The organism is Deinococcus sp., from assembly GCF_030523985.1.
Taxonomy (GTDB): domain Bacteria; phylum Deinococcota; class Deinococci; order Deinococcales; family Deinococcaceae; genus Deinococcus.
Genome location: NZ_JAUNHK010000043.1, coordinates 1 through 22,644, shown reverse-complemented (window position 1 = coordinate 22,644; position 22,644 = coordinate 1). Strand labels below are relative to the sequence as shown.

At 64.8% G+C, this 22,644-nt stretch carries 24 protein-coding genes and 1 pseudogene; 17 read left to right on the top strand and 8 right to left on the bottom strand.

Going from position 1 to position 22,644, the window contains the following annotated elements; all coding sequences use genetic code 11:
* Positions 1-33: 33 nt before the first annotated feature.
* The 10 genes and pseudogenes from Q4C89_RS15145 to Q4C89_RS08065 form a co-directional block, all read left to right on the top strand.
* Positions 34-663: pseudogene (locus tag Q4C89_RS15145) on the top strand (secretin N-terminal domain-containing protein); the annotation flags it as partial.
* A 171-nt stretch (positions 664-834) separates the two neighbouring features.
* Positions 835-1,986: a type II secretion system protein GspD gene (locus Q4C89_RS15140; protein ID WP_368493226.1), complete on the top strand. Its 1,152-nt coding sequence runs from the start codon at positions 835-837 to the stop codon at positions 1,984-1,986.
* A gap of 146 nt (positions 1,987-2,132) precedes the next feature.
* Positions 2,133-3,281 (top strand): chorismate synthase, encoded by a 1,149-nt coding sequence (gene aroC, locus Q4C89_RS08100; RefSeq protein WP_303102101.1) that lies wholly within the window; start codon positions 2,133-2,135, stop codon positions 3,279-3,281.
* Entirely contained in the window at positions 3,265-3,990 is a 726-nt protein-coding gene (locus Q4C89_RS08095; RefSeq protein ID WP_368493225.1) for a shikimate kinase, read from the top strand. Before aroC ends, Q4C89_RS08095 begins: the two co-directional genes overlap by 17 nt.
* An 18-nt stretch (positions 3,991-4,008) precedes the next feature.
* Complete coding sequence (gene aroB, locus Q4C89_RS08090; RefSeq protein WP_303102099.1) at positions 4,009-5,106, top strand: 3-dehydroquinate synthase; 1,098 nt, start codon at positions 4,009-4,011, stop codon at positions 5,104-5,106.
* Positions 5,107-5,131: 25 nt separating this feature from the next.
* Positions 5,132-5,563: a type II 3-dehydroquinate dehydratase gene (gene aroQ / locus Q4C89_RS08085; protein ID WP_303102098.1), complete on the top strand. Its 432-nt coding sequence runs from the start codon at positions 5,132-5,134 to the stop codon at positions 5,561-5,563.
* Positions 5,560-6,414 carry an alpha/beta hydrolase gene (locus Q4C89_RS08080; protein ID WP_303102097.1) on the top strand — a complete coding sequence of 285 codons (855 nt, stop codon included), beginning with the start codon at positions 5,560-5,562 and terminating at the stop codon, positions 6,412-6,414. The genes aroQ and Q4C89_RS08080 overlap by 4 nt, the downstream gene beginning before the upstream one ends.
* The gene (locus Q4C89_RS08075) at positions 6,411-6,707 is read left to right on the top strand and encodes a hypothetical protein (RefSeq protein WP_303102096.1); all 297 of its coding nucleotides are present in this window, start codon (positions 6,411-6,413) and stop codon (positions 6,705-6,707) included. The genes Q4C89_RS08080 and Q4C89_RS08075 overlap by 4 nt, the downstream gene beginning before the upstream one ends.
* A gap of 130 nt (positions 6,708-6,837) precedes the next feature.
* Complete coding sequence (locus Q4C89_RS08070; RefSeq protein ID WP_010887427.1) at positions 6,838-7,506, top strand: response regulator transcription factor; 669 nt, start codon at positions 6,838-6,840, stop codon at positions 7,504-7,506.
* A 10-nt stretch (positions 7,507-7,516) separates the two neighbouring features.
* Positions 7,517-8,410 carry a P1 family peptidase gene (locus Q4C89_RS08065; RefSeq protein ID WP_303102095.1) on the top strand — a complete coding sequence of 298 codons (894 nt, stop codon included), beginning with the start codon at positions 7,517-7,519 and terminating at the stop codon, positions 8,408-8,410.
* A gap of 1 nt (position 8,411) precedes the next feature.
* On the opposite strand, the gene Q4C89_RS08060 is transcribed toward Q4C89_RS08065, so the two are convergent.
* Positions 8,412-9,146 carry a GNAT family N-acetyltransferase gene (locus Q4C89_RS08060; RefSeq protein WP_303102094.1) on the bottom strand — a complete coding sequence of 245 codons (735 nt, stop codon included), beginning with the start codon at positions 9,144-9,146 and terminating at the stop codon, positions 8,412-8,414.
* An 83-nt stretch (positions 9,147-9,229) separates the two neighbouring features.
* Here Q4C89_RS08060 and Q4C89_RS08055 point away from each other — a divergent pair, with 83 nt between their 5' ends.
* On the top strand, positions 9,230-10,009 hold the full coding sequence (locus Q4C89_RS08055; protein WP_303102093.1) for a uroporphyrinogen-III synthase: 780 nt from the start codon (positions 9,230-9,232) through the stop codon (positions 10,007-10,009).
* A 33-nt stretch (positions 10,010-10,042) separates the two neighbouring features.
* Positions 10,043-10,744, top strand: a complete 702-nt coding sequence (locus Q4C89_RS08050) for a S4 domain-containing protein (protein ID WP_303102092.1) — start codon at positions 10,043-10,045, stop codon at positions 10,742-10,744.
* Positions 10,745-10,801: 57 nt separating this feature from the next.
* On the opposite strand, the gene Q4C89_RS08045 is transcribed toward Q4C89_RS08050, so the two are convergent.
* Complete coding sequence (locus Q4C89_RS08045; protein ID WP_303102091.1) at positions 10,802-11,947, bottom strand: branched-chain amino acid ABC transporter substrate-binding protein; 1,146 nt, start codon at positions 11,945-11,947, stop codon at positions 10,802-10,804.
* Between the two features lie 200 nt (positions 11,948-12,147).
* Here Q4C89_RS08045 and cysK point away from each other — a divergent pair, with 200 nt between their 5' ends.
* The 5 genes from cysK (at position 12,148) to Q4C89_RS08020 (ending at position 16,260) form a co-directional block, all read left to right on the top strand.
* Positions 12,148-13,098, top strand: a complete 951-nt coding sequence (gene cysK / locus Q4C89_RS08040; protein WP_303102090.1) for a cysteine synthase A — start codon at positions 12,148-12,150, stop codon at positions 13,096-13,098.
* 166 nt (positions 13,099-13,264) lie between these two features.
* Entirely contained in the window at positions 13,265-13,804 is a 540-nt protein-coding gene (locus tag Q4C89_RS08035) for a GNAT family N-acetyltransferase (RefSeq protein WP_303102089.1), read from the top strand.
* Between the two features lie 98 nt (positions 13,805-13,902).
* Complete coding sequence (locus tag Q4C89_RS08030) at positions 13,903-14,121, top strand: hypothetical protein (protein WP_303102088.1); 219 nt, start codon at positions 13,903-13,905, stop codon at positions 14,119-14,121.
* Complete coding sequence (locus Q4C89_RS08025; protein WP_303102087.1) at positions 14,118-14,540, top strand: type II toxin-antitoxin system VapC family toxin; 423 nt, start codon at positions 14,118-14,120, stop codon at positions 14,538-14,540. The genes Q4C89_RS08030 and Q4C89_RS08025 overlap by 4 nt, the downstream gene beginning before the upstream one ends.
* A gap of 40 nt (positions 14,541-14,580) precedes the next feature.
* Positions 14,581-16,260, top strand: coding sequence for a glycerol-3-phosphate acyltransferase (locus tag Q4C89_RS08020; RefSeq protein ID WP_303102086.1), 1,680 nt, complete (start codon positions 14,581-14,583; stop codon positions 16,258-16,260).
* Positions 16,261-16,326: 66 nt separating this feature from the next.
* Here Q4C89_RS08020 and Q4C89_RS08015 read toward each other — a convergent pair whose 3' ends face one another.
* From Q4C89_RS08015 to Q4C89_RS07990, 6 genes are all read right to left on the bottom strand, one after another.
* Positions 16,327-17,730: an MATE family efflux transporter gene (locus Q4C89_RS08015; RefSeq protein ID WP_303102085.1), complete on the bottom strand. Its 1,404-nt coding sequence runs from the start codon at positions 17,728-17,730 to the stop codon at positions 16,327-16,329.
* 143 nt (positions 17,731-17,873) lie between these two features.
* On the bottom strand, positions 17,874-18,749 hold the full coding sequence (locus Q4C89_RS08010) for a bile acid:sodium symporter family protein (protein ID WP_368493224.1): 876 nt from the start codon (positions 18,747-18,749) through the stop codon (positions 17,874-17,876).
* A 412-nt stretch (positions 18,750-19,161) separates the two neighbouring features.
* Complete coding sequence (locus Q4C89_RS08005) at positions 19,162-20,415, bottom strand: acetylornithine/succinylornithine family transaminase (RefSeq protein WP_303102083.1); 1,254 nt, start codon at positions 20,413-20,415, stop codon at positions 19,162-19,164.
* A 314-nt stretch (positions 20,416-20,729) separates the two neighbouring features.
* The gene (locus Q4C89_RS08000; RefSeq protein WP_303102082.1) at positions 20,730-21,350 is read right to left on the bottom strand and encodes a hypothetical protein; all 621 of its coding nucleotides are present in this window, start codon (positions 21,348-21,350) and stop codon (positions 20,730-20,732) included.
* A gap of 3 nt (positions 21,351-21,353) precedes the next feature.
* The gene (locus tag Q4C89_RS07995; protein WP_303102081.1) at positions 21,354-21,914 is read right to left on the bottom strand and encodes a GNAT family N-acetyltransferase; all 561 of its coding nucleotides are present in this window, start codon (positions 21,912-21,914) and stop codon (positions 21,354-21,356) included.
* Positions 21,915-21,956: 42 nt separating this feature from the next.
* Positions 21,957-22,526: a GNAT family N-acetyltransferase gene (locus Q4C89_RS07990; RefSeq protein ID WP_303102080.1), complete on the bottom strand. Its 570-nt coding sequence runs from the start codon at positions 22,524-22,526 to the stop codon at positions 21,957-21,959.
* Positions 22,527-22,644 lie beyond the last annotated feature (118 nt).

Sequence of the window (22,644 nt, the reverse complement as noted above, 5' to 3'; positions counted from 1 at the left end):
CGACACGCCCTTCTCCTGACCGCCGTGCTGGGCATGGCCGCCGCTCAAGCTCAGACTGCACCGACGACTGTGACTTCGACCACGACTGTGGTCAACACGGGAGGCGACCCGCAGCTTTCCAAAGCCAATGTCACGTTCAACATCACCCAGACGGGAAATGCTCTGACGGCTACGCTGATTGCTCTTGCCAAGAGCGCTGGCTACGAAATTGTCATTGAGCCGAGTGCTGCTGCTGTGCTGGTAGGTACGGGTACACAAACGCAGGCGGTAGGTGGACAATTGGCGACCTATAATTTCGTGAATCGTCCATTCAATGAAGTATGGCCCTTGCTGCTTGACCTATACGGCCTAAGCTATGAGGTTATCAATGTTGGTAATTCCCCAATATTGCGTGTTGGCAACAATCCTATTCAGCGAACTATCAAGCTGAATAACCTTGAGGCCAGCGAAGCCGCTTTACAGGTCAAACTTGCTTTTGGTACTCCTGTATATACTGAAGCTCCAAGGACGAATGAAGCCGGTCAGACTGTAGGGGTCACGCGTACACTTATAGACGTAAAGCTTGATTCCCCTACTTTGCGTATAGTTTCTGATACTCGCACCAATAGCCTCATTGTTCGTGGGACCAATAAAGAAGTTGCTGAAGTTATAAAATCTATCCAAGAAGTAGATTTGGGTGGTACCAGCAGTACCGATGAGGCTAACAGAAAGATATATGAAGTGAAAGGGAGCGTCTCTGAAATATCATCTTTACTTATAAGTCAGTATCCTTCGCTTAAAATCGTACCTGTGGGTAAAACCAATCAGCTTATCTTGAGCGGGGACTTAAGAAATGTGAATTCCGCCCTTGCACTTCTTGGGCAAGTTGATAAGCCGCTTCCGGTTATTCCAGTTGACTCCGGTCCCAAGACCGTCCAAAAGGTCTTCCAACTGGTCAATGCCAGTGCTGAGGAAGTCAAGGCGACGCTGGAAGGCACGCTGGCCCGCGACCTGACCAACGCTGCTGCCACCGAGCCGCTCCCCAATGTCCCCGTGACGGCGACTGACGCCAACGGCAACACCACCGTGGTCAGCGTGCCCAACGCGATGGCGCAGGTGGCGAATCAGGGCACGGCGGCCCAGGGCCAGAGCGCCCAGACGGCAGCCGCGGCCAGCACCCAGCAAGCGACCCTGATTGCCGACAAGCGGACCAACACCCTGATTGTGCGCGGCACGCCCGAGCAGGTGGCGCAGATCGCCGAACTGGTTCCCCAGCTTGACCAGGTGGTGCCGCAGGTCAACGTGCAGGTTCGCATTCAGGAAATCACCAAGGAAGCCTCCAACAGCCTGGGCCTGAACTGGCGCGCCAGCTTTGGCGGATTCAACGTGGCGGTTGGCGGCAACGGCCTCCAGGGCACCTTCAACCCGACCCAGAGCTTCGTGGGCTTCAACATCTTCCCGACCCTCAGGACACTCGAAAGCCAGAACCTGACCCGCACGGTCTACGACGGCAACGTGACCATGCAGAGCGGTCAGCGTTCCTTGGCCTCGACGGGCGGCGCTCAGAACGCGTCGAGCGCAGCGGCGGCCAGCATCAAGAGCGGCGGGCGTCTGGAACTCAACATTCCCTCGCCTGCGGGCAACATCGTGCGCCAGATCGACTACGGTCTCAACCTCGACTTCTTCGATCCCCAGGTGGCCCCCGACGGCTCGATCACGCTGCGGGTGCGCGGTCAGGTCAACAACCTCAAGACGGCTGTTGCGGCGGGTGCGGAGCTGCCCAACAACCTCGACTTCGCCAACAGCGAGGCCCAGAGCACCATTACCTTCAAGAGCGGTCAAACGGTGCTGATGAGCGGCCTGCTGTCCACCAACAACACTGACACCCGTTCGGGCGTGCCCTTCCTGAGCACCCTGCCGGTGGTGGGCGGCGCTTTTGGAGAGCAGACCAAGCGCAAGAGGGAAACCCAGCTCTTGATTATCGTGACGGGCACCATCGTCAAGTAAAGTCTCACTTCAAGTAAACGCTGGTTGCAGGCGTTTCGGGCGTCCTTCCCCATCGGGAGGGGCGTCTTTTTCATGTGGGCTTTCTCTGCGCCCCTGCTCAGTCATCTGGCTGCGGCGCGGGCGGGTGCGGCGCTAGAGTCACCCCCATGAGGTATTTGACCGCTGGCGAATCGCACGGGCCACAGCTCACGGCCATCATCGAGGGGCTGCCCGCGCAGTTGCCGCTGGGCAAGGGCGACATTGACCCCTGGCTGCGTAAGCGTCAGGGCGGGTACGGGCGCGGGCGGCGCATGGTTATCGAGACCGACGAGGCCGAGATTCTGTCGGGGGTGCGGGCCGGACGAACCACAGGTGCGCCTGTCACCCTGGCGATTGCCAACAAAGACCACCGCAACTGGGTCGAAATCATGTCGCCGGAACCGGGCGGCGAACCGCGCAAAAAGGCCCTCACCGACGCCCGCCCCGGGCACGCCGACCTGACCGGGGGCATCAAATACCGTCACAAAGACCTGCGCGACGTGTTGGAACGCGCCAGCGCCCGCGAGACGGCGGCGCGGGTGGCGGTGGGCAGCATCGCGCTCAAGCTGCTGGGCGAACTGGGCATTGAGGGCGCCAACTATGTTTCCAACCTTGCCGGAATCGAGACGGGCGGGGCGTTCGACTGGAACCAGTTGGAAGCCATCGAGGACAGCGACCTGCGAACCTGGGACGCCGACGCCGCAGCCCAGATGCGCGAACGCATCGACCAGGCCAAGAAGGACGGCGACACGCTGGGCGGCATTCTGGAAGTGCGTTTCCGGGGCTTGCCCGTCGGCCTGGGCAGTTTCGTTCACTATGACCGCAAACTCGACGGCAAGATTGCCCAGGCGTGCCTGAGCGTGCAGGCCATGAAGGGCGTGGAAATCGGGCGGGCCTTCGAGAACGCGGTGCGCCCCGGCAGTGCCGTCCACGACGCCATTCACTACCGCGAGGGTCAGTACGCCCGCGACACCAACGGAGCGGGTGGCCTGGAAGCGGGCATGACCAACGGCGAAGAACTGATTGTTCGCGTCGCCATGAAGCCGATCGCCACGCTGATGAAGCCGCTCCCGACGGTGAACGTGGTGACCCACGAGTCTTCCGACGCGGCCCGTGAACGCAGCGACACGACGGCGGTTCCGGCGGCAGGCGTGATTTTGCAGTGCGTGATTGGCTGGGTGCTGGCCGAGGCCATCACGGAAAAGTTCGGGGGCGATACGCTGCCGGAACTTCAGGAAAGGGTGCGTGCGGCCCGGCAATATGTGGCTGAGTACTGAGCCAGCGGCCCTCTCTGAACGCGTCCAGCACGCGCTCGACGAGCTTCTGAGCGGGGCGGCGGACGACGATGCCGAACACGTTGTTACGCCCCTGTCAGACGATGAGGGTAGACTGTCTCCCATGTTTTCGTCCGGCCTGATTGAACGCCCCGCCAACTGGGTGGCGCTGGCGGGCTTTATGGGTACCGGAAAAAGTCGCGTCGGCTGGGAGCTTTCGCGGGCACTGGCACTGCATTTCGTGGACACCGACAAGCTGATTACGCGGGTGGTCGGCAAGAGCATTCCCGAAGTGTTCGCCCAGGAAGGCGAGGGCTATTTCCGTGCCTGCGAGCGCGAGGTCGTGCAGCGCGTGACCCGACTGGAACACGCCGTCATCAGTCTGGGGGGCGGCACCTTTATCCATGAGGAAAACCGCCGCCTGCTGTTGGGGCGCGGCCCGGTGGTCGTGCTGTGGGCCAGTCCCGAAACCGTCTACCAGCGCACCAAACACAGCGATCGCCCGCTGCTGAAGGCCGAAGACCCCCTCTCGCGGATTCGTACCCTGATGGACGAGCGCGAGAGTGTCTACCGTCAGGGCACCATCCATGTCCACAGCGACGGGCGGCCCTCCGAGGAAATCGTGGAAGAGGTCATCGAGCGGCTGTGGGCCTGGCAGGAAGCCCAGACGACCTGGGCCGCGCCCTCGGCCTACGAGCGGGCCACCGACTGAGATGGGGAGCGACCTGACATGAGTGTGCCTGAAGCTGTCTCCGAAATTCACCGCATTGAGGTCGGCGGGGCCGCTGCCGCGCCTGCGTCCTACACCGTGTCGGTCGGGAGCGGTCTGCTCTCGCAGCTCAGCGTGGCGGAAACGCCCGTCGCCCTGATTCACCCCGCCGACCTGCCGGGCGAGTGGGTCAGCCGGGCGCAGGCCAGTCTGAAGCCGCTGCTGACCATAGCTGTGCCCGCCCGTGACGATTGCAAGACGCTGGAAGTCCTGGCCGGGGTGCTGTCGCAACTGGCGGCGGCTGGTTTGCCCCGCACGGGCGCGGTGGTGGGTCTGGGCGGGGGCGCGGCGACCGACCTCGCCGGATTCGTCGCTGCCAGTTATCTGCGCGGCGTGGCCTTCTACACGGTGCCGACCACGCTGCTGGGCATGGTGGACGCGGCGGTGGGCGGCAAAACGGGCGTGAATCTTCCCGAGGGCAAGAATCTGGTGGGCGCGTTTTGGCCTCCCCGCGCCGTGTGGTGCGACACCGACGCCCTCGCCACGCTGCCGGGCGCGGTGTTCCGGGAAGGAGCCGCCGAAGCCTTCAAGCACGGCCTGATTGCCGACCCCTCGCTGCTCTCGCGGGTGCTGTCGCCCGACTTCCGGCCCGGTGGCCCAGGGCTGGCGCAAACGCTGACCGACGCCATCGCGGTCAAGGCAGGCGTGGTGACCCGCGACCTGACCGAGCAGGGCGAGCGGGCCTACCTCAACTTCGGGCACACCCTGGCCCACGCGATTGAGGCCGCCACCCACCACGCCGCCGCACATGGCGAGGCGGTGGCTTACGGAATGCACTACGCCGCCCGCCTCAGCCGCGCCCTGGGCGGAGCCGACCTGACGGCGCATACTTTCGATTTTCTGCGCTGGCAAAAGCCCCAGCCCTTGCCGCCGCTGGAGTTCGGGGCGGTATCGCCCTACATGGCCCGCGACAAGAAGGCCGACAGCGTAGGCGTGCGCTTCGTGCTGCTGCGCGACCTCGCCCAGCCGTATCTGGCCCGCGTGCCGGACGAGGTGCTGCGCGAGGAGTTCATGGGCTGGCAGGCCGACCTGCGGGCGCTGGGGCTGCTGCGCGAGTAGGCACAGAGGCACGTTATCCTGCCTCATGCTGCTCATCCTTAACGGCCCCAACCTCAATCGCCTGGGCCTGCGTGAACCGGGCGTCTACGGTTCGCAGACCATCGAAGACCTCGAACGCCAGTGCGAGGCGTGGGGGGCCGAGCTGGAAATGAGCGTGACTTGCCGCCAGAGCAACTATGAAGGCCAACTCCTCGAATGGGTGCAGGACGCCGAGGAACAGGGCTTTACCGGGGTCGTCATCAATCCGGGGGCGCTGACCCACTACAGCTACGCCCTGCGCGACGCCATCGCCGGGCAGCGCCTGCCGGTGGTCGAGGTGCACATCAGCAACGTGGACGCCCGCGAAGAATTCCGGCACCAATCCGTCACCGCCGCCGTGTGCCGGGGCAAAATCAGCGGCCTGGGCTTCACGGGTTACCGCTTGGCGATGGAATATCTGGTGGAAGTGATTGAGTGACCGGGGGCTGGCAGCCTTACGCCGCCCGGCCTGACAGCACCGTCACGGGCACCCTGCTTCAGTGGGCAGACGTGGGAGACGCGCAGCACGCGCCGCGCCCCCTGCTGGCCTGGTTGCCGCCTTCCTACACGCAGGCCACAGACCGCCACTATCCGGTCATCTACTTCCACGACGGTCAAAACGTCTTCGACGCGGCGACCAGTTTCAGTGGCGAATGGGGAGCCGACGAGGTGCTGACCGATTTGGCGGGGGAAGGGCTGGAGGCGGTTGCCATCGGCATTCCGAATGGGGGAGAGCGGCGCTTTCACGAGTACAGCCCTGGCCCGCCCTGTGCCGAGGCGCTGGCCGACGTCCCGCCCGGCAGTGGAGGCGGGGCCGACGCCTACCTGGATTTCCTGGCAAATACGGTGAGGCCACTGGTGAACCGCACGTTACGCACCTGCCCGGAGCCACAGCACACCGCCCTGGTCGGCAGCAGCATGGGCGGCGTGGTCAGTTTGCACGGCCTGCTGACCCGCCCCGACGTGTTCGGGCACGCGGGCGTGATGAGTCCGGCCTTCTGGACGGGGGGCGAGTTCGCCTTGCGGCAGGCGGCGGCCTCGCCTCTGCCTGTGGGCCGGGTGTGGCTGGACGTGGGGGGCCGGGAAACCGAGCATCCCCAGCGGGCCGCCGCCTACCGTCAGCAGGCTCAGTCGCTGGCCGACCACTGGCAGGCACGGGGCATGGGTAAGCGGCTGCATTTCCGGTACGACCCGCAGGCCATTCACCACGAATCGGCGTGGCGTGCGCGGTTGCCTGACGCCCTGCGCTTTCTGCTGGACGGCCTGCTGGCCCCGGAGGACAGCGCATGACCGACCCTGACCCGATTCAGGGCGGCTCAGTGCAGGGCATCGCCTTCACGCTGGACGGGGTGGACGACCTCATCTTCGCCCGAATCCTGCGCGACGTGATGCAGGACGCGGCGTTCCGGCGCCCCCTTCAGATTCAGGCCCAGGAACCGCGCCCAGGTCAGGCGGCCCGGCTGGTCATTGCCTTCGAAGTTGCCGAAAAGGAACGTGCCCTCACAGCCATGCAGCGTCTCAAGACCGTGCTGCTGCGCTACGGCGTGCAGGTGGACAGTGTCCGAATACTAGGCCAGCCCTGACCCGTTAAGGGTCTATAAAATTGCGAGCGTCCCGCCCGCCACGTTTGCCGCCTACCATGACGCAAAGATTGAATTTCTGGACGTTCGCTAAAGCAGTAGCGGAGTCTTTTTTCTCTTTAAAGGGTCGGTTATGGAACAGCGCATTCTATTGATTGAAGACAATCCTGACATTACGCGTGTGGTGCAGTACGAGTTGGAGCAGGCGGGTTACCGCGTCATCACTGCGCCCGATGGCATCACGGGCCTGACCAGCGCCCGCGAGAACACGCCGGACCTGGTGATTCTCGACCTCGGCCTGCCTGACTTCGACGGGGCCGAGGTCGCTCGCCGCCTGCGCAAGACCAGCAGCGTGCCCATCATCATTCTGACGGCGATGGACGCGATTGACCGCAAGGTGAACCTCCTCGAAGCCGGGGCCGACGACTACATGACCAAGCCCTTTCACCCAGAGGAACTGGTGGCGCGGGTCAAAGTGCAGCTTCGGCACCAGCAGCACGGCGAGGTCATCACCATCGGGGCGCTGGAAATTCACCCGCAAAAGCGCCTGTGTTCGTACAACGGGCATGAAGTGCGCCTGTCGCCCAAGGAATTCGACCTGCTGACCTTCCTGGCGCGGCAGCCGGGGCGGGTGTACTCACGGCAGGAAATTGAGCGCGAGGTCTGGAACGGCGAACTGCCCAGCAATTCCAACGTGGTGGATGTCCACATGGCGAACATGCGGGCCAAGCTGCGCGACCTCGACGGCTACGGCGTGATTCGCACCGTGCGCGGCATCGGCTACGCCCTCAAGACGCCCTGATTCTCAGGTCATGTCCCAGAACACGACCCTGACCGCTGTTCCCGGCTTTGAGGTCGGTCACTGGACACATGCAGCGGCCCGAACGGGGTGCACCGCCCTGCTGTGTCCGCCGGAAGGAGCCGTCGCCTCGGCTTCGTTCATCGGCCCCAGCCCTGGCACCCGTGAGGGCGTGCTCCTGAGTCCCGAAAAATCGGTAGAGCGCATTCATGGCCTGCTGCTCACGGGCGGCAGTGCCTTTGGGTTGGCAGCGGCGGCGGGCGTCATGCGGGTGCTGGAGGAACGCGGCATCGGGCATCAGACGCCCTGGGCGCGGGTGCCGATTGTGCCCGCCGCAGTGATTTATGACCTCGGCGTGGGCGACCCACAGGTGCGGCCCGACGAAGCGGCAGGCGAGGCGGCGGCGCGGGTGGCATCGTCGGCCCCCGTACAGCGCGGTCTGGTCGGAGCGGGAACTGGGGCGACAGCGGGCAAATACCTGGGTGGCGGCGCGCCGGGCGGTCTGGGCAGCGTGGCGCTGGAAAGGCACGGCGTGCAGGTCGGGGCGCTGGCGGTGGTCAACCCGGTGGGGGACGTGCTGGACGAGCGCGGCGGCGTGCTGGCAGGGCCGGGTACTGGGCCAGGGCCAGTGGCCTTCGCACCGGGGGCTGTCGAAAACACCACCCTGGTTGCCGTCGTGACCGAGCACACCCTGACCAAGGCCGAATGTCGCCGTCTGGCAGACGCCGCCCAAACCGCGCTGGCCCGCGTCATTCATCCCAGTCACACCGCTTGGGACGGGGACAGCGCCTTCATGCTGAGTGCCTGCACTCGCCCGGCTGCCGACCCGCTGCTGCTGGGGACACTGGTGCAGGAAGCCGTCTGCGCGGCGGTACGGGACGCGGTGCGCTCGGCTGCGCAGGGCTGAGTTATGTCGGCAAGCTGAAGGTCAGCCGCATTCCAGCCAACCGAAACCCGGCCCGCTGCACGTTGCGCTCGCTGCCAGTGCCGGGCGTGACGAATACGCTGGCGAGGTCAGCCCCTTCAGCGGCGGCGACTTGCAGGCGGTGGGCCAGCAGCGCGGTCTGCACGCCCTGTCCGCGATAACCGGGAAGGGTGGAAGTGCCGTGAAAGGCAGCGATGCCGTCCTGTACAGCGAAGGCGGCAGTTCCCGCGCTTCGTCCAGCCCTCTGCGCCAAAAACCGCCGTGTTCCTGTTAGCCCGCCCACCCGCCGCATGATGTCCAACGTGCCGGGGCCGAAACCCTGCGCGGAGAGTTGCGCCCAGGCTTCAGCATCGGGTTCCTCGCGGACGCTGAGCGCGGAAGCGGCAGGCAGCGAGCGCAGGTCGTGACTGTAGGCGTGCAGGACGTACTGGAGGACATAGCCCCGCGCACTCAGCAGCGGCAGCAGTTCTGGCGCGGCGTGCGAGAGCAGATGTAGCGTGACGGACTGCCCCCGCTCGGCGCAGAAAGCTTCGGCGTGCGCCAGTTCATCGGTGCTGGGCGGGCGCGTGCCGTCGTGCCAGACCGTATCGAGTGGCGTTCCCTGCCCGCCCGACACGGCCCACAGCGGGCCGAACTGCGCCACTTCCCCGCCCACGCCGAACCGCAGATGCGAGGCGGCTTCGGCGGCGGCGAGGCGCGGGAGCAGGGTGGAAGACATGCCCGGCAGGATAGCTGGTGGGGGCCGACTGGTTTTGGCTTGCAGGAGCTTTGAAGCTCCCTTGGTCTAGTCTGGGGTTTGTCATGACGCTTTCCACCCGTCTGCCTTTGACTGGACATACCGTCGCCGTGACCCGCGCCGCACCGGAGGGTGACCGCTTGTGTGACCTGCTGCGGGCGCAGGGGGCCGAGGTGCTGCACCTGCCGCTGATTCGCTTTGGGCCGACCCGTCAACCCGAGGCGCTCTACGCCGGGCTGCGTGACCTGGACGGGGTGGACTGGCTGCTGCTGACCAGTCCGCAGGGCAGTCAGCATCTCCGTGCCGAGGCAGGCGGCTTGGGCCTGACCCCCGCCGCTTTTGCCGGGGTACGGGTCGCTGCGGTGGGTGAAAGCACCGCCCGCCCCCTGAGCGCCTGGGGCCTGAACGTCACCTTTCAGCCGTCGCGGGCCACGGCGCTCCGTCTGGGCCAGGAGTTGCCCGCCCGGCCCGGCGAGGTGGCGCTGCACCTGACCTCGCAACTCTCGGAGGACACGCTGAGGGCCAAATTGACTGGGCGAGGCGTGGTTTACCGCCGTCTGGAGCTCTACCGCACAGAGCCTGTGACCCTCAGCGCTGCCGAGCGGCGCACCCTGGCGGGCGTGTCGGTGGTCACGCTGGCCTCGGGGAGCGCGGCGCGGGGGCTGGCGGCGCTGGCAGGCGAGGGGTTCGACCCACTACGCCTTCCCGTCGCAGCCATAGGCGAGCAGACGGCGCGGGCAGCGCGGCAACTGGGCTTCTGGCGGGTCGTGACGGCGCCGCAGCCGTCGCTGGAAGGGTTGGTCAGCGCCGCCGTTCAGGCTGCACAAGGCAACCCTCACCGCTGACGCTCTGGCCTGCTGGCGGGTATCCTCGCGGCTATGAAACAGAAACTTTCGACCCTAGTGGCACAGGCGCGTGGCGGACGGGTGGTCCGCACCCCCTTCGTAGATGGCGAAGAACTCGACCGCCGATTGCTCAACGACGAAGAAGTCCGCCACAAAATCGCGGGCGGCTTTCCCGATGCCCGGCGCGTGGTGCTGACCCTTTACCCCGCCCACATTCCCGAAGTGGACGCGGGCGTGCAGGTGCTCCGGGTAACGCCTGCCCCCGGCGGCATTCCCTGGGACGAGCAGGATTTTGGCGTGCAGCTCAAGCAACTCGGCCTCTCCGAAGACCAACTCGGTGACGTGCGCGAGGAACGCGGCGGGGCCTTTCTGGTCGCGGCGACGGGCAAGGCGGCGCAAACCATCGCCGACCTGACCGAACTGGGTGGCAAGGAAGTCGAGGTCGGTCAGGTCGGTGAAAGCGCAGGCAAAGGCAGCAAGGTGCGCGAAGTGGTGGTGCCGTCCATGCGGGTGGACGTGGTGGGGGCCAAAGGCTTCGGCGTCAGCCGCGCTTACTTCCAGCAGGGCATCGACGGCGGCAAGGTGCGCCTCAACGGTCAGCCCGCCCGCGCCAGCAGCGAAATCCGCGAGGGCGACAGCCTCAGCGCCGACGGGCTGGGCCGCATCGACTTCAAGCGCGTGATGAACGAAACGCGGCGCGGGAATTTCAAGGTGGAACTGGACGTGCATAAGTAAGCGAGCGACGAAAAGCCCCCCAGGACGGCATGCCTGGGGGGTTCTTTTCTGTACGGCTTACTTGCGGGTGATGTTTAGCGTGGCGGTGGTGCTGCGCTTGCCGTTTTTGATGGCCTCGACGTAAATCTTGGCGCTGGTGCGGTCGCCGTTGGCGTTGAACTTGATGTCGCCCGTCAGGCCCTTGAAGGTGCCATTCCGGACAGCCTTCTCGACCTGCTCGCGGGTGGGGGCCTTGTTGCCGTTGGCCTTGGCGGCGTTCAGGATGCCCGTCAGCAGCACTTTGGCCGAGTCGTAGGCCATGATGCCCGTGCCCTGAATCGGTGCGCCGAAGGTCTTCTGATACTGGTCGGCGACCTTCTTGGCGGCGGGAACGGCGCTCAGCGAGGGGGCCAGGCTGGTGAAGTACACGTTGCTGACGCTGCTGCCCGCCAGTTTGATGAAGTCGGGGCTGTCCAGGCCGTCGCCGCTGACGATGGGCGTCTGAACGCCCTTGGCGCGGAGCTGCTGGGTGAACGGCCCGATTTGCCCGTACAGGCCCGCGAAGTAGATCGCTTCGGGCTTGAGCGTCTGAATCTTGGTGATGACGGCGGTAAAGTCGCGTTCCTCGGCGGCCACGCCTTCGCTCTGGACGACGCGCACGCCCGCTGCTTTCATGGCTTTTTCGGCTTCGGCGGCCATGCCCTGCCCGTAGGGGGTTTTGTCGTTCAGGACGTAGACGGTCTTGGCCTTGAGAGACTTGCTGACAAAGTCGCCGCCTGCCGCGCCCTGGGCATCGTCGCGGGCGCACACGCGGTTCACGTTTTTCAGCCCCCGGTCGGTGACTTTTTCGCTGGTGGCGACGGGGGCCACCGAGACGAGGTGGCTGGCGGCCATCGCCTGCGTCGCGGGAATCGCCACACCGCTGGTCAGCGGGCCGACCATGCCCAGCACGGCTTTGTCGGCAATGGCGCGGCGGGCGGCGGAGGTTCCGGTGGTGGGGTCGGCCTGGTCGTCGTAGGCCACCACGGAAATGTTCATGCCCAGCTTGGCGAACTGCGGCTTCATTTCGTTGACGGCGAGTTGCGTGCCATTTTTCATCTGCACGCCCAGGTTGCTGACCGGGCCGGAAAGAGCAGAAATGGTGGCGATTTTGACGGAGGTGGCGGCCTGGGCCTGGGACAGCAGGGCGGCGCTCAGCACGGACAACAGGACGGTTTTTTTCATGGGTGAAGCCTCCAAAATGGGGTGCGGCGCGGCCGACCCCGGAAGTGGGGCGAGCGGGCAGGCGCACATTCGAATGTTGCCCACAAGTGTAGCGCGGGCGCAATGATGCGCGTCTGACCCAAACTGGACAGCTTTGAACGGTGCCTTCCTGAACTGGACAGCTTCGGAAAGGGCCGCCGGACGGGGCTAGACTTCTGGACATGATTGACGCCCTGATTGGCCGCACCCCACTGATTCAGCTCCGAACTGTCGTGACACCCGATATGGCGGACGTGTTTATCAAGCTCGAAGGCCAGAATCCCGGCGGCAGCATCAAAGACCGCACCGCGCAGGGACTGGTGCAGGACGCCGAAGCGCGGGGCGTGCTGAAGCCGGGGGGGACGATTGTGGAGCCGACCAGCGGCAACACGGGCATCGGGCTGGCGCAGGTCGCGGCGGCGCGGGGCTACAAACTGATTCTGTGCATGCCCGCCCAGATGAGCGAGGAGCGCAAGCGCACGCTGCGGGCTTACGGAGCGGAACTCATTCTCACCGACCCCGAACGGCGCATGGCGGCAGCCATAGAAGAAGCCGAAAAAATCGCCGCCGAGACGGGCGCAGTCATGATGAACCAGTTCAGCAACCCCGCCAACCCCGCCGTTCATGAGGCCACCACTGGCCCCGAACTGTGGGAACAGATGGAGGGGCGCATAGACGCCTTCGTGTACGGCAGCGGCACGGGCGGCACGATTTCGGGGGTGGGGCGCTACCTCAAACGGCAAAATCCAGCAGTGCAAATCATCGCCTGCGAACCCGCCCGCTCCAACGTGCTGACAGGCGGCGAGCGCGGCAACCACGGCTTCCAGGGCATGGGGCCGGGGTTCATTCCGGACAACCTTGACCGCAGCATTCTGGACGATGTCATTGATGTCTGGGAAGAAGACGCCTACCCCCTCGCCCGCCGACTGGCCCAGGAAGAGGGCATCTTCATCGGCATGAGCAGTGGCGCGATGGCGTGGGCCGCGCTGGAAGTTGCCCGCAAGCTGGGGCCAGGCAAACGGGTGGCGACCATTGCCTGCGACACGGGGGCGCGGTACCTGACCACCGCCCTGTTTGACGGCGAGCAGGACACGCCAGCGGGATACAAGGTGCGGTCACGGGAATTGGTGTAAGGGCCAAGCGCCGGGGGAAGCACGGCCCCCAGGTGTAGAAACGCCGAACGTGGAAACGTCAAAACGCCTGCTTGAGTAGGGGGAGTAATGGCGTTTTGACGTTCGGCGTTCCGCTTTCAAGGTGCAACTTGGCTTTTGAGGAGTCGTAAGCCATACGCTGAGGCCAATGCCGCAACTCACCCTCCGCGAACGCCGCCCCGCCGACCTGCCGATTCAGTGGCACTGGGAGCACGAGCAGCCGCGCCCGGAATGGAAACTCTGGGACGCGCCGTATTTCCATGAGCCTTTCGAGCCGTCTGGACTCTCACTGGCGAACTACACTGAAAAAGCCGTGCTGGACAATCCCAAAAGGCGAACGATTGCGCTGGACGGCGCTTGCATCGGCAGCATAACGAGGGACGAGGAAGCCCCTGCTGGCGGCGGCTGGTGGGAACTGGGCATCGTGATTTACGACCCCCGGCACTGGGGCGGCGGCTACGGGGGGCAGGCGCTGAAGCTCTGGACTGCCCTCACCTTTGTCGAGACGGACGCGCATGTCATCACCCTGACCACCTGGAGCGGCAATGAACGCATGGTGCGCTCGGCCCAGCGCGTGGGCTACCGCGAGTGTGCCCGCATCCCCGAGGCGCGGCTGTGGCAGGGGCAGCGGTACGACAGCGTGAGGTTGGCGGCGCTGCGGGGGGAATGGGTGATGGGAGGGCTGTAATCGGGATGGAGAATCGGCTCAGGCAACGCCAGACTTTCAGAACAAAATGTCGTAAACACAGGTCTTAGACTTGCCGTAGGGAGGGGATGCAGATGACTATGGTTCAACTTCTGGCAACGCTCGGCCCGGAAGGTCAGTTGATTATTCAGTACGATGCCAGCCAACTGGCGGCGTTGGGCTTACAGGAGCCACCGTCGCAGGTCGATTTTCGGGAAATTCCGCGCGCCCGTCCCTCGTTCGTTCAGGCAGCCGGACAATTGGGCGATTTGGGCATGGATGCGGCCCAGTGGGTCAGAGAACAGCGCGACGAAGAATGATTTCGCTCGATACCAATATTCTGGTTGCCCTGTTGTACCGCGAGGCCAGCACGAGTGCGGTCGTGGCGACTCTTGACGGCCTGGGCGACATGCCTTTGCACATTCATATCAGTGTGTATGCTGAGCTTTTGGCAGCTCCCCGTATGTCCCAGGACGTGCTGGACAATTTCTTGCAGACCTACGCCATTACCCTGGACGCTGCAACGTCTCCCGAAGAATGGTTTATGGCAGGCCGAGCCTTTCGTGAGTATGCCGAACGCCGTCGCCGCAGTGGGGGAGGGCAGCCGCGCCGCCTGCTGGTCGACTTCGTTGTCGGGGCACACGCCATGCACCACGGGCAGACTCTCCTGACGCTAGACCCCCAGCATTACCGCCAGGGCTTTCCAGAGTTGCGCGTGATTCATCCGCTGCAAACTTGAGATTCTCCCCCTGCCTGCCCCCTGCTCTACAATCTTCCCCATGCTGTTTTTGTCGGTCTTGCTGCTGGTGGTCGCCTTCGTGGTGGGAAGTCTTCCGCTGGGCCACTGGCTGCTGGGACGCGCTGGGGTAGAAAGCCGTCTCAATAGCGCCCACAACCTGGGGGTCGAAAACGTCTGGCAACGCCTCGGCCCCCGCCTGGCCTTTGCCAGTGCTGGCCTGGACGCCCTCAAGGGCCTGCTGGCGGTGCTGATGGCGTCTAGCCTGGGGCCGGGGCACGCGGCGGTGATGGTCGGCGCGGGCCTGCTGGCCTACTTGGGCCACCTCAACCCGCCGCGTTTCCTGTATGGCCCCACACCCCCGCGTGGGCGCGGAAATCTGGTGCTGCTCGGCGTGCTGGCGGGCTACGCGGTGACAGGGGCGCTGCCGCTGTGGCTGCTGCTGCTCCCTATTGCCGTGTTTGCTGCCGTCATGGGCTACTGGGGCTACGTCAGCGCGGCGACCCTCTCGGCCCTGGGCGTGCTGGCGGGTGTGGCGGCGCTGCTGCCCCTGGACATGGGCGCGAAAGTCGCGCTGCTGGGGCTGGGGCTGGCGGCGGCGTGGCGCTTCAAGGAAAACGTGGGCCGCATGCTGGACGGCACCGAGGTTCGTCTGGGCGAAGACGTACCCGTGGCGGGCAAGCGCGACGACGTGGTGGTTGCCGCCTTCATGATTCACCCCATGAACCTGCACGATTTCTGGTCGGCGCAGCGCTTCGGGTGGCTGAAGCCCTTGGTGGAAAAAAAGCTGGTCAGCGAAAAGGTCGTGCGCCAGATGGCCGATGAGATGCGCCCCATGAAGGTGGGCGAACTGCGCGGAATTCGTACCGCCCAGGGCAAGGAAATTCGCTGCTACCTCATCTCTGCGCCGCTGCTGCCGGACCGTTTCCGCGACAATCCCGAATTGGCGACGCGGCGGGCCATTGAGGGCGCAAGGCTGGCACGTGAGCTGGGGGCCGAAGTGTTTGGCCTGGGCGCGTTCTGGAGTGTGGTGGGCAATAAGGGTGTGGACGTGCAGGCCGCTGTCCCCGAAATCACCATCACCAACGGCGGCGCGTACACGTCGGGCACCATCAAGGCCGCCATTCCCGGCATCCTGAAGCATTTTGCCGAAACGGGCCGCGACCTGAAAGCCGCCACCGCTGGCATCGTGGGGGCCAACGGCGTGGTGGCCTTCGGGATTGCCCGCACCATCGCGCCGCAGGTCGGCAAAATCATCATGGTGGGGCGCGATATGGAAAAGCTCGAACGCAGCGCCAACACCCTGCGCCGCGCCAATCCGAATACTGAAATCTTGACCACCACCAGTTACGACACCCTGCCCGAAGCCGACCTGATTTTCAGCGCCACCAGCGACCCCAACCCCGTCATCTTCCCGCAGCATGTCAAGCAGGGCGTCTGGATTTTTGATGAGGGTCGCCCCGCCGACGTGGACGAAAGCGTGAAAAACGTGCCTGGCGTGCGGGTCATTCCTGGCGGGCTGGTCACGCCTCCCGGCTCCATGACGACCAACATCGACCTGCAATTCGGCGTCGGCAACGTGCCTGCCTGCCTCGCGGAAACCCTGATTATTGCTGCCACAGGCGAACACGAGCGCAAGAGCCTCGGCCCGCAGACCCTCACCGAGAACATCAATTTCTTCGTGCAGGAAGCGGAGAAACTGGGATTCAGGGTCGTGGACTGAGGTTGGCAGCAAAGAGGAGCGGACGGGAAGTTCTCCGTCCGCTCCTTTTTTGCCCTGCCGCCTCCTTTAATGCGCCGCCGCCACTTCCTTTCCCTTGTGTTCCTGCGCCAGTTTGTCCCAGTTCACCTGTCTGCGCCGCCACTCGAAAATCAGGGCTTTGGTCACTTCTTCCAGACTGCGGGCCAGAAAGACGCCCCAGACGCCCAGCGGGGTGTACAGGCCCAGATAGATGGCGAGCGGCAGCCCCACCACGAACGCGCCCACCACGTCGCCCACAATCACGCCTTTGCCGTCGCCCACGCCGGGCAGCACGCCACCGCCGACAATCATGTTGCGAACCTTGAAGACCTGGGTCGCCGCGTTGATAAGGATGCCGACCAGAGCGATGTGGTGAACTTCGGCCCCGACTTTGGGAAAGAGGCTCGGCACGAGCAGGCCACTGACGGCAAACAGCACCCCAAAGCCCAGCCCCGTGACCAGGCCCAACCGCGAAATACGGCCCAGCCAGGCCCGCGCCCCCGCCCCGTCGCCCGCGCCCAGACTGCGCCCGATGAGGACGGTGGCGGCACTCATCAGCCCGAAGGACGCCACGATGAAGATGCCCTCCAACGTTCCAGCGATGCCTGCCGCCGCCAGCGCCGCCGTGCCGACGCGGGCGAACACGGCGTTGTAGAGGAATCCGCCCAGGCTCCAGGCAAATTCGGTAAACGCCAGCGGCGCACTGATGGCAAACAGCGGCCCGGTGATGCTGCCCCACCCCCCACGCGGCAGCGCGAAGGCGGCGAGGTGGCGCGGCCCGTAAATCTGGTAGGCCAGAAACAGCGTCTTGAACACGTTGGCGAACAGGATCGCCCACGCTGCGCCGACCAGCCCCAGCTCGGGCAGCGGCCCAAAGCCGAACACCAGTGCGTAGGCCAGCACCACTTCCAGCAAGACCGTCAGGATGGTGGCGACCAGCGGCGTGCGGGTGCGACCCAGCGACCTCAGCGCCCCGGTCAGCACCCAGCCCAGCATCCCCGGCACCAGCGCCAGCATGACCACCCGCAGGTAGGGAATGGCCGCCTCGGTCACGTCGGGTGCGCCCCCCGCCAGCCGCAAAATCGCCCCGCTGCCCAGCATGGTCGGCGCGGTCAGCACGGCCCCCAGCACCAGACTCAGCACCACCGTCACGCTGAGGGTATGGTTGACCCCCGCCGTATCGCCCGCCCCGAAACGCCGCGCAATCAGGATGCTGGTGCCCGAACCGATGGCCCCCAGCGTCACGAAAAACAGGAAACTGAGGCTCCCCGACAGCCCCACCGCCGCCACCGCCACTTCACCCAGGCGGCCCACGATCATCTGGTTGATGAACGTCAGCACGAGTTGAATCACCATTTCCAGACTGACCGGAATGGCGAGTTCGGCTATCTCCCGGTTGGGGGTTCGGAGCGGGGGGGAATGCAACGATTCAGAGGGGGAAGGGGCAGACATAGCAGCCGTCACCCTAGCGCGGGCAGGGAAGGGGGGCGATAGGAGAAGTGGCTTAGCGGAGCAGCCGAGCCTCGACAGAGGAACGCCGCCCGGCGGTTGTGCTCACGGGCGGCGTTCCTGTTTGGGGGCGGCTTTCTTATGGCTCAGGCAGGCGTCTGCTCGGGCAGCGGCTCGAACTTGTTGAGCAAAAGCCCGAAGAGGACAGCGAAGACGTACATGAAAATGGAGTAGATCGCTGCGGGAATCGCCATCTCGGTGTTGTTCATCAGGGTCAGCGCGATCGTCATCGCCAGGGTGCTGTTGTGAACGCCGATTTCAAACGCACACGCTCTGGCCTGTTTTGCGGTGACGCCAGCCAGCTTGGGGACAAAGTAGCCGACAAGCAAACTGAGCAGGCAAAAAAGAGCCGTGGCCGCGCCGACCTGGTAGAAGTACCGCGACAAGTTTTCACGCTCGGAAATGATCGCGCCGAGAATAATGAAGACCAGAAAGATGGCCGCGAACACCCGAACGAACTTTTCCAGCCGCCCGGCGAGACTCGGGTTGTAATGGCGAATCAACATGCCGATGGCGACCGGAATGAGGATGATGGCGAACACTTGCAGGACTTTGCCGAACTGGAGTCCGACCTGCTGACTGTCGCCAGCGAAGTGCCCCATGGCAAAGTTGACGATGAGGGGAAAGGTAAAGGCGGCAATCAAGGAATTGACGGCGGTCAGGGAAATATTGAGCGCCAGGTCGCCCTTGAAGATGTAGCTGAACAGGTTGGCGGTCGCTCCGCCCGGCGAGGCGGCGAGCATCATCATGCCGACGGCCAGCATGGGCGGCAGCTTGAGCAAGGTGCAGAGGACGAAGGCGATGGACACCATAATGACCAACTGGCAAAAAAGCGCGACCATAACGGCCTTGGGGTTGTCCTTGACGCGGGCAAAGTCCCTGAGCGTCAACTCCAGACCCAGGCCCGCCATCACGATGGCAAGGCAGAGGGGCAATACCGTGCTGATAAGTCCGTCCGACATAGTGATCCTCGTGGGGTGAAAAGAAGCGGCAGGAGTTCCGTTCGAGTCGTGGCCTTCTCGATTCGCTGAGAACGGAAGCGGCGGGGAGCAGGTCAGGATGAAGACCCAGGGCAGGCCCGCTGAAAGTCGGCATATTTGCTCGGGAAAAGAGGCTGGCGCCCCCTTTCTGGCCGACACTCGGGCCTTCGCCTGGTGCCAAATACGTGTTTGGATGCTCGCATACTATTGTACCGAGTCAAAGTCGTGCTGAGCAGCCGACCCTATCTAGACGAATCTTTCGGGCGCGGGTTGCCCCGATGGGGGTATACCGGAGGCCAGGGGTGTCGGCCAAAAAGTCACGTCAAAAGACATGGAAAGGCCGTGATTTCTCTGGCCTTCCCATGTCGGACGCTGTGTGGGGGCAAAGCCCGCCTTATTCGGTCTGAATGCTCTCGCCCTGCTTGGCCCTCAGTTCGGCCTGACGCTCCTCTCGGGGATTGACGTTTTGCAGCACGCGCTCGAAGGCGGCGGCTACCTGGTCAATCTGCTCCTTGGTAATCGCGACGGGCGGCAGGAAACGTACTACCAGGGGCGTGGCGGCGAGGGTCAGCACGCCCTCGTCGTGTTCCAGCGCGTGAATGTAGGGCGCACTCTTTTCCTTGAGTTCGACGCCGATCATCAGACCCAGGCCGCGCACCTCGCGGATTTTGGGCGAGGCGATGGCCCGCAGTTTTTCCATCATGTACTCGCCCTTCTCGCGGGCCTGCTCGGCCATGCCTTCACGCTTCATGGCCCGCAGGGTCGCCACGCCCGCCGCCATGCTCAGCGGGTTGCCGCCGAAGGTGCCGCCGTGCCCCCCAGCGGGCATCCGGTCAGCGACCTCCGCCGTCATCGCGAACGCACCCGTCGGGACGCCGCCCGCCATCGCTTTTGCCAGGGTGATGCCGTCGGGAATCACGCCGCTGTGTTCACAGGCGAACATTTTTCCGGTGCGGCAAAACCCGGTCTGAATTTCGTCCAGAATCAGCAGGGCGCCCTTTTCGCGGGTGATGCGGCGGGCTTCTTGCATAAATTCGGTGCTGGCAGGCCGCACGCCGCCCTCGCCCTGCACGGGTTCGATGATGACGGCGGCGACGTCCTCGGTGACGGCGGCCCGCAGTTCTTCGATGTTGCCGTAGGTGATGTGGGTCACGTTTTTGCTGTCCACTGCTTCCCCGAAAGGTTCACGGTATTTGGGTTCCCAGGTCAGCGCCAGTGCACCCAGCGTGCGCCCGGAAAAGCCGCGCTTCATCGCCACGAACTTCTGGCGGCCCGTTCCGGTAATCGCAAATTTCTTGGCGGCTTCCATCGCCTCGGTGCCGGAATTGCACAGGAACACGCGGTCGAGGCCCTGCGGCAGCACGCTCACGAGTTCCTGAAGGTACTCGGCCCGCTTGTCGTTGGGGATGGTCTGGGGCATGGAGATGAGCTTGGCGGCCTGCTCCTGCACGGCCTTCACCACGTCGGGGTGGCTGTGCCCGATGGTGGCGACCCCGTAGCCCACCACGCAGTCGATGTACGACCGCCCGTGTTCGTCCCACACCGTCGCGCCCTGCCCGCGCACCATCACCACGTCGTGCTTGTTGAAGACGCCGCTGTCGTACCGCTTCTCGGCGGCCAGCCACTTGCTGTCGTTACTGGTGGTCATGGGGGTCAGTCTAGGCGCTCGGCCCACCTGCCCGGCGCGGTTTGTTTGTGCAGAGGTGCAAGCGGCAGGTTATCCGCGTTTCCCCCCGCTTAGCGCTCTACACGTCCGGGCCTCTCACCGCCGCAAGCGCTAAAAACACCGTGTCTACGGGACGGCAGATGAGCCATGGTCATCCTGTTTCAAATCATCAGAGACCTTTCGGCATCGCCCAGTGCTCAAAGGGCTTTCGTCGCCCTGAAAACACGCTTTTCTCGAATTTCCCCAAGGTTCTGGAGGACTAAGCCATCTGCCATCTGCCCTTAGCCGTCCGCCTCTCAGTCCCAGTCCCAGTCGCGCCAGTCGCTCGGCTGGGCTTCTGCCGACTCTTCCCTAACAGCTTTGGCGGGCGCTTTGGCTGCCCCCGGCGCGGGGAACCAGTCGTAGACGGCGGCCAGGGCAGTGTCGAGCCTTTCCAGCAGCAGGGCGCGGAGCCTAGCCGCTTCCTTTTCCGTCACCTTGCCGAGTTGTTTTTCCAGATGGCGCTGCGCCTTGTCCAGTCTGGCAAGGTAAGGGGCGCGGGCCTTGTTCTTCGCGCCTTTGCGGAGGGGTTCGGGGTGAATGGTGGGGGCGTAACTCGCGGCGGCGGCCTGCAATTCGGCGGCGCGTCTGGCTTCTCGCAGTTCGCGGTTGCGGGCGGCGCGTTCGCGGGCGTCGGCGGCTTTGGCCTGGGCCGCCAGAAAAGCGTCGTCGCGCTCGGCTTCGTCCACGCGGGTTTCGAGATAGAGCTTGACCGGGGGCAGACGGCGGCGGCCCATTTTTAGGCCGTTTTCGCGGGTCAGGTCGTGCGGCCCCAGATACCGCTCGATCAGGCGCGGCGTCCAGCCCCGTTCCTTGAGGTCTTGCGTGGCGAGGTAGCCGGGCGGGTTGACGGGTTTTTCCCCCTTCTGGCGCGGCATCCTTTAGTGTTCCTTCTGTTCGCGTTGCAGCCACTCGCGCCGCAACAGGTCGAGGCGCACCGAGTCGTAACGCACGCCGCCCACGTCCCAGGCTTCGCGCACCCGGCTGCATTCGGCAAAGCCCAGGCGACGGGCCGCCCGAATCATGCGCTCGTTGCCGCTCCAGGTGGTCACGGTCAGGGTGTGGGCATCTGTCCAGTCCAGCGTGTCCTGCACCCACAGGGACAGCGCCCGCGTGCCCACGCCACCGCTCCAGTACGCCGGGTCATAAATCAGAATGCCCAAATCCCACCAGCCGCTCCCGCTGTGGCCTTTTTCCGAGCGGTTGACCATTCCGACCACCACGCCGCCCACGTCAATCACCTGTTCGTCGGCGTCGGGAGGAAGCAGCCGCATGGAACGGACATAGCCCGACAGCAGCTTGTTGGCCTGGGCGGCGGGCGTGTAGGGTGCGTCCCACTGGCGCCACTCGGCCTCCTCGTCGGTCAGCCAGCGGGCAAGGGTGGGCAGGTCGGCGGGCTGGCGGTCACGCAGTACCACAGGAAGGTCGCGGAGGTCGGGCACGGCGGGGAGTATATAGAGGCCGTGGGCCACGCGGCACGCGGCTCAAAGCTCCGAGGTCGTGGCCTGAAGCACCAGCCGCTCATAGCGGTGCCCCGCGATGAAGGCTTCGCCCGCTGGCACAAAGCCGCTGCGTTCGTAGAGCCGCCGCGCCGGGTTGCCGTCTTCGACCAGCAGCGTGAGCGGCAGCCCCAGCGCCCGCGCCCGTTCGCCGCAAGCCGCAATCAGCGCCGCGCCGACGCCCTGACCCCGCGCCGACGCCACCGTCGCCAGGGTGTCCAGATAAAACTCACCCGCTTCGGCCTCGCTGACCACTTCGGGCGTCAGGCCCAGGCTGGCGCGGTGCTGCCGAAACGGGTCGTCGAGGGCCTGGGCCAGTTCGCCGGGATAGGCTAGCGCTATGCCCACCGGACGCCCCTCCAGCTCCGCAACGAGTGCGTTGGTAAAGCTGAGGCGATTGCCCCGCAACCCGAAAAACTGCGCGACGACGTGCGCAGCGTCCTCATCGTTGTCCGTTCCTGTCAGTTCCCAGCCGATGCTGCCGATCGCCTCCTGAATCAGCGGGGCGGCAAACTGGGCATCGAAGGTCTGGGCGGGGCGAATGTGCAGCGACATGGGGACATTGTGGCGATTGAGTCAGCGGTGGGCCATGAGGTGGGCGGAGAGCTCAAAGTTTCTATTCACTGACCCGGCGTCACCTCAAGCCCGCGTGAAGCGCTTCCAACTTGTGCCG

Excerpts from the sequence above, each read along its gene's own strand:
- Q4C89_RS08095 (WP_368493225.1), top strand. The coding sequence starts at position 3,265 with ATGTGGCTGAGTACTGAGCCAGCGGCCCTCTCTGAACGCGTCCAGCAC.
- aroB (WP_303102099.1), top strand. The coding sequence starts at position 4,009 with ATGAGTGTGCCTGAAGCTGTCTCCGAAATTCACCGCATTGAGGTCGGC.
- Q4C89_RS07990 (WP_303102080.1), bottom strand. The coding sequence starts at position 22,526 with ATGTCGCTGCACATTCGCCCCGCCCAGACCTTCGATGCCCAGTTTGCC.
- cysK (WP_303102090.1), top strand. The coding sequence starts at position 12,148 with ATGATTGACGCCCTGATTGGCCGCACCCCACTGATTCAGCTCCGAACT.
- Q4C89_RS08055 (WP_303102093.1), top strand. The coding sequence starts at position 9,230 with ATGACGCTTTCCACCCGTCTGCCTTTGACTGGACATACCGTCGCCGTG.
- Q4C89_RS08015 (WP_303102085.1), bottom strand. The coding sequence starts at position 17,730 with ATGTCTGCCCCTTCCCCCTCTGAATCGTTGCATTCCCCCCCGCTCCGA.
- aroC (WP_303102101.1), top strand. The coding sequence starts at position 2,133 with ATGAGGTATTTGACCGCTGGCGAATCGCACGGGCCACAGCTCACGGCC.
- Q4C89_RS08065 (WP_303102095.1), top strand. The coding sequence starts at position 7,517 with ATGTCCCAGAACACGACCCTGACCGCTGTTCCCGGCTTTGAGGTCGGT.
- Q4C89_RS08030 (WP_303102088.1), top strand. The coding sequence starts at position 13,903 with ATGGTTCAACTTCTGGCAACGCTCGGCCCGGAAGGTCAGTTGATTATT.
- Q4C89_RS08000 (WP_303102082.1), bottom strand. The coding sequence starts at position 21,350 with ATGCCGCGCCAGAAGGGGGAAAAACCCGTCAACCCGCCCGGCTACCTC.
- Q4C89_RS08035 (WP_303102089.1), top strand. The coding sequence starts at position 13,265 with ATGCCGCAACTCACCCTCCGCGAACGCCGCCCCGCCGACCTGCCGATT.
- Q4C89_RS08060 (WP_303102094.1), bottom strand. The coding sequence starts at position 9,146 with ATGTCTTCCACCCTGCTCCCGCGCCTCGCCGCCGCCGAAGCCGCCTCG.
- Q4C89_RS08020 (WP_303102086.1), top strand. The coding sequence starts at position 14,581 with ATGCTGTTTTTGTCGGTCTTGCTGCTGGTGGTCGCCTTCGTGGTGGGA.
- Q4C89_RS08045 (WP_303102091.1), bottom strand. The coding sequence starts at position 11,947 with ATGAAAAAAACCGTCCTGTTGTCCGTGCTGAGCGCCGCCCTGCTGTCC.
- Q4C89_RS08070 (WP_010887427.1), top strand. The coding sequence starts at position 6,838 with ATGGAACAGCGCATTCTATTGATTGAAGACAATCCTGACATTACGCGT.
- Q4C89_RS08005 (WP_303102083.1), bottom strand. The coding sequence starts at position 20,415 with ATGACCACCAGTAACGACAGCAAGTGGCTGGCCGCCGAGAAGCGGTAC.
- Q4C89_RS08050 (WP_303102092.1), top strand. The coding sequence starts at position 10,043 with ATGAAACAGAAACTTTCGACCCTAGTGGCACAGGCGCGTGGCGGACGG.
- Q4C89_RS08075 (WP_303102096.1), top strand. The coding sequence starts at position 6,411 with ATGACCGACCCTGACCCGATTCAGGGCGGCTCAGTGCAGGGCATCGCC.
- Q4C89_RS08010 (WP_368493224.1), bottom strand. The coding sequence starts at position 18,749 with ATGTCGGACGGACTTATCAGCACGGTATTGCCCCTCTGCCTTGCCATC.
- aroQ (WP_303102098.1), top strand. The coding sequence starts at position 5,132 with ATGCTGCTCATCCTTAACGGCCCCAACCTCAATCGCCTGGGCCTGCGT.
- Q4C89_RS08025 (WP_303102087.1), top strand. The coding sequence starts at position 14,118 with ATGATTTCGCTCGATACCAATATTCTGGTTGCCCTGTTGTACCGCGAG.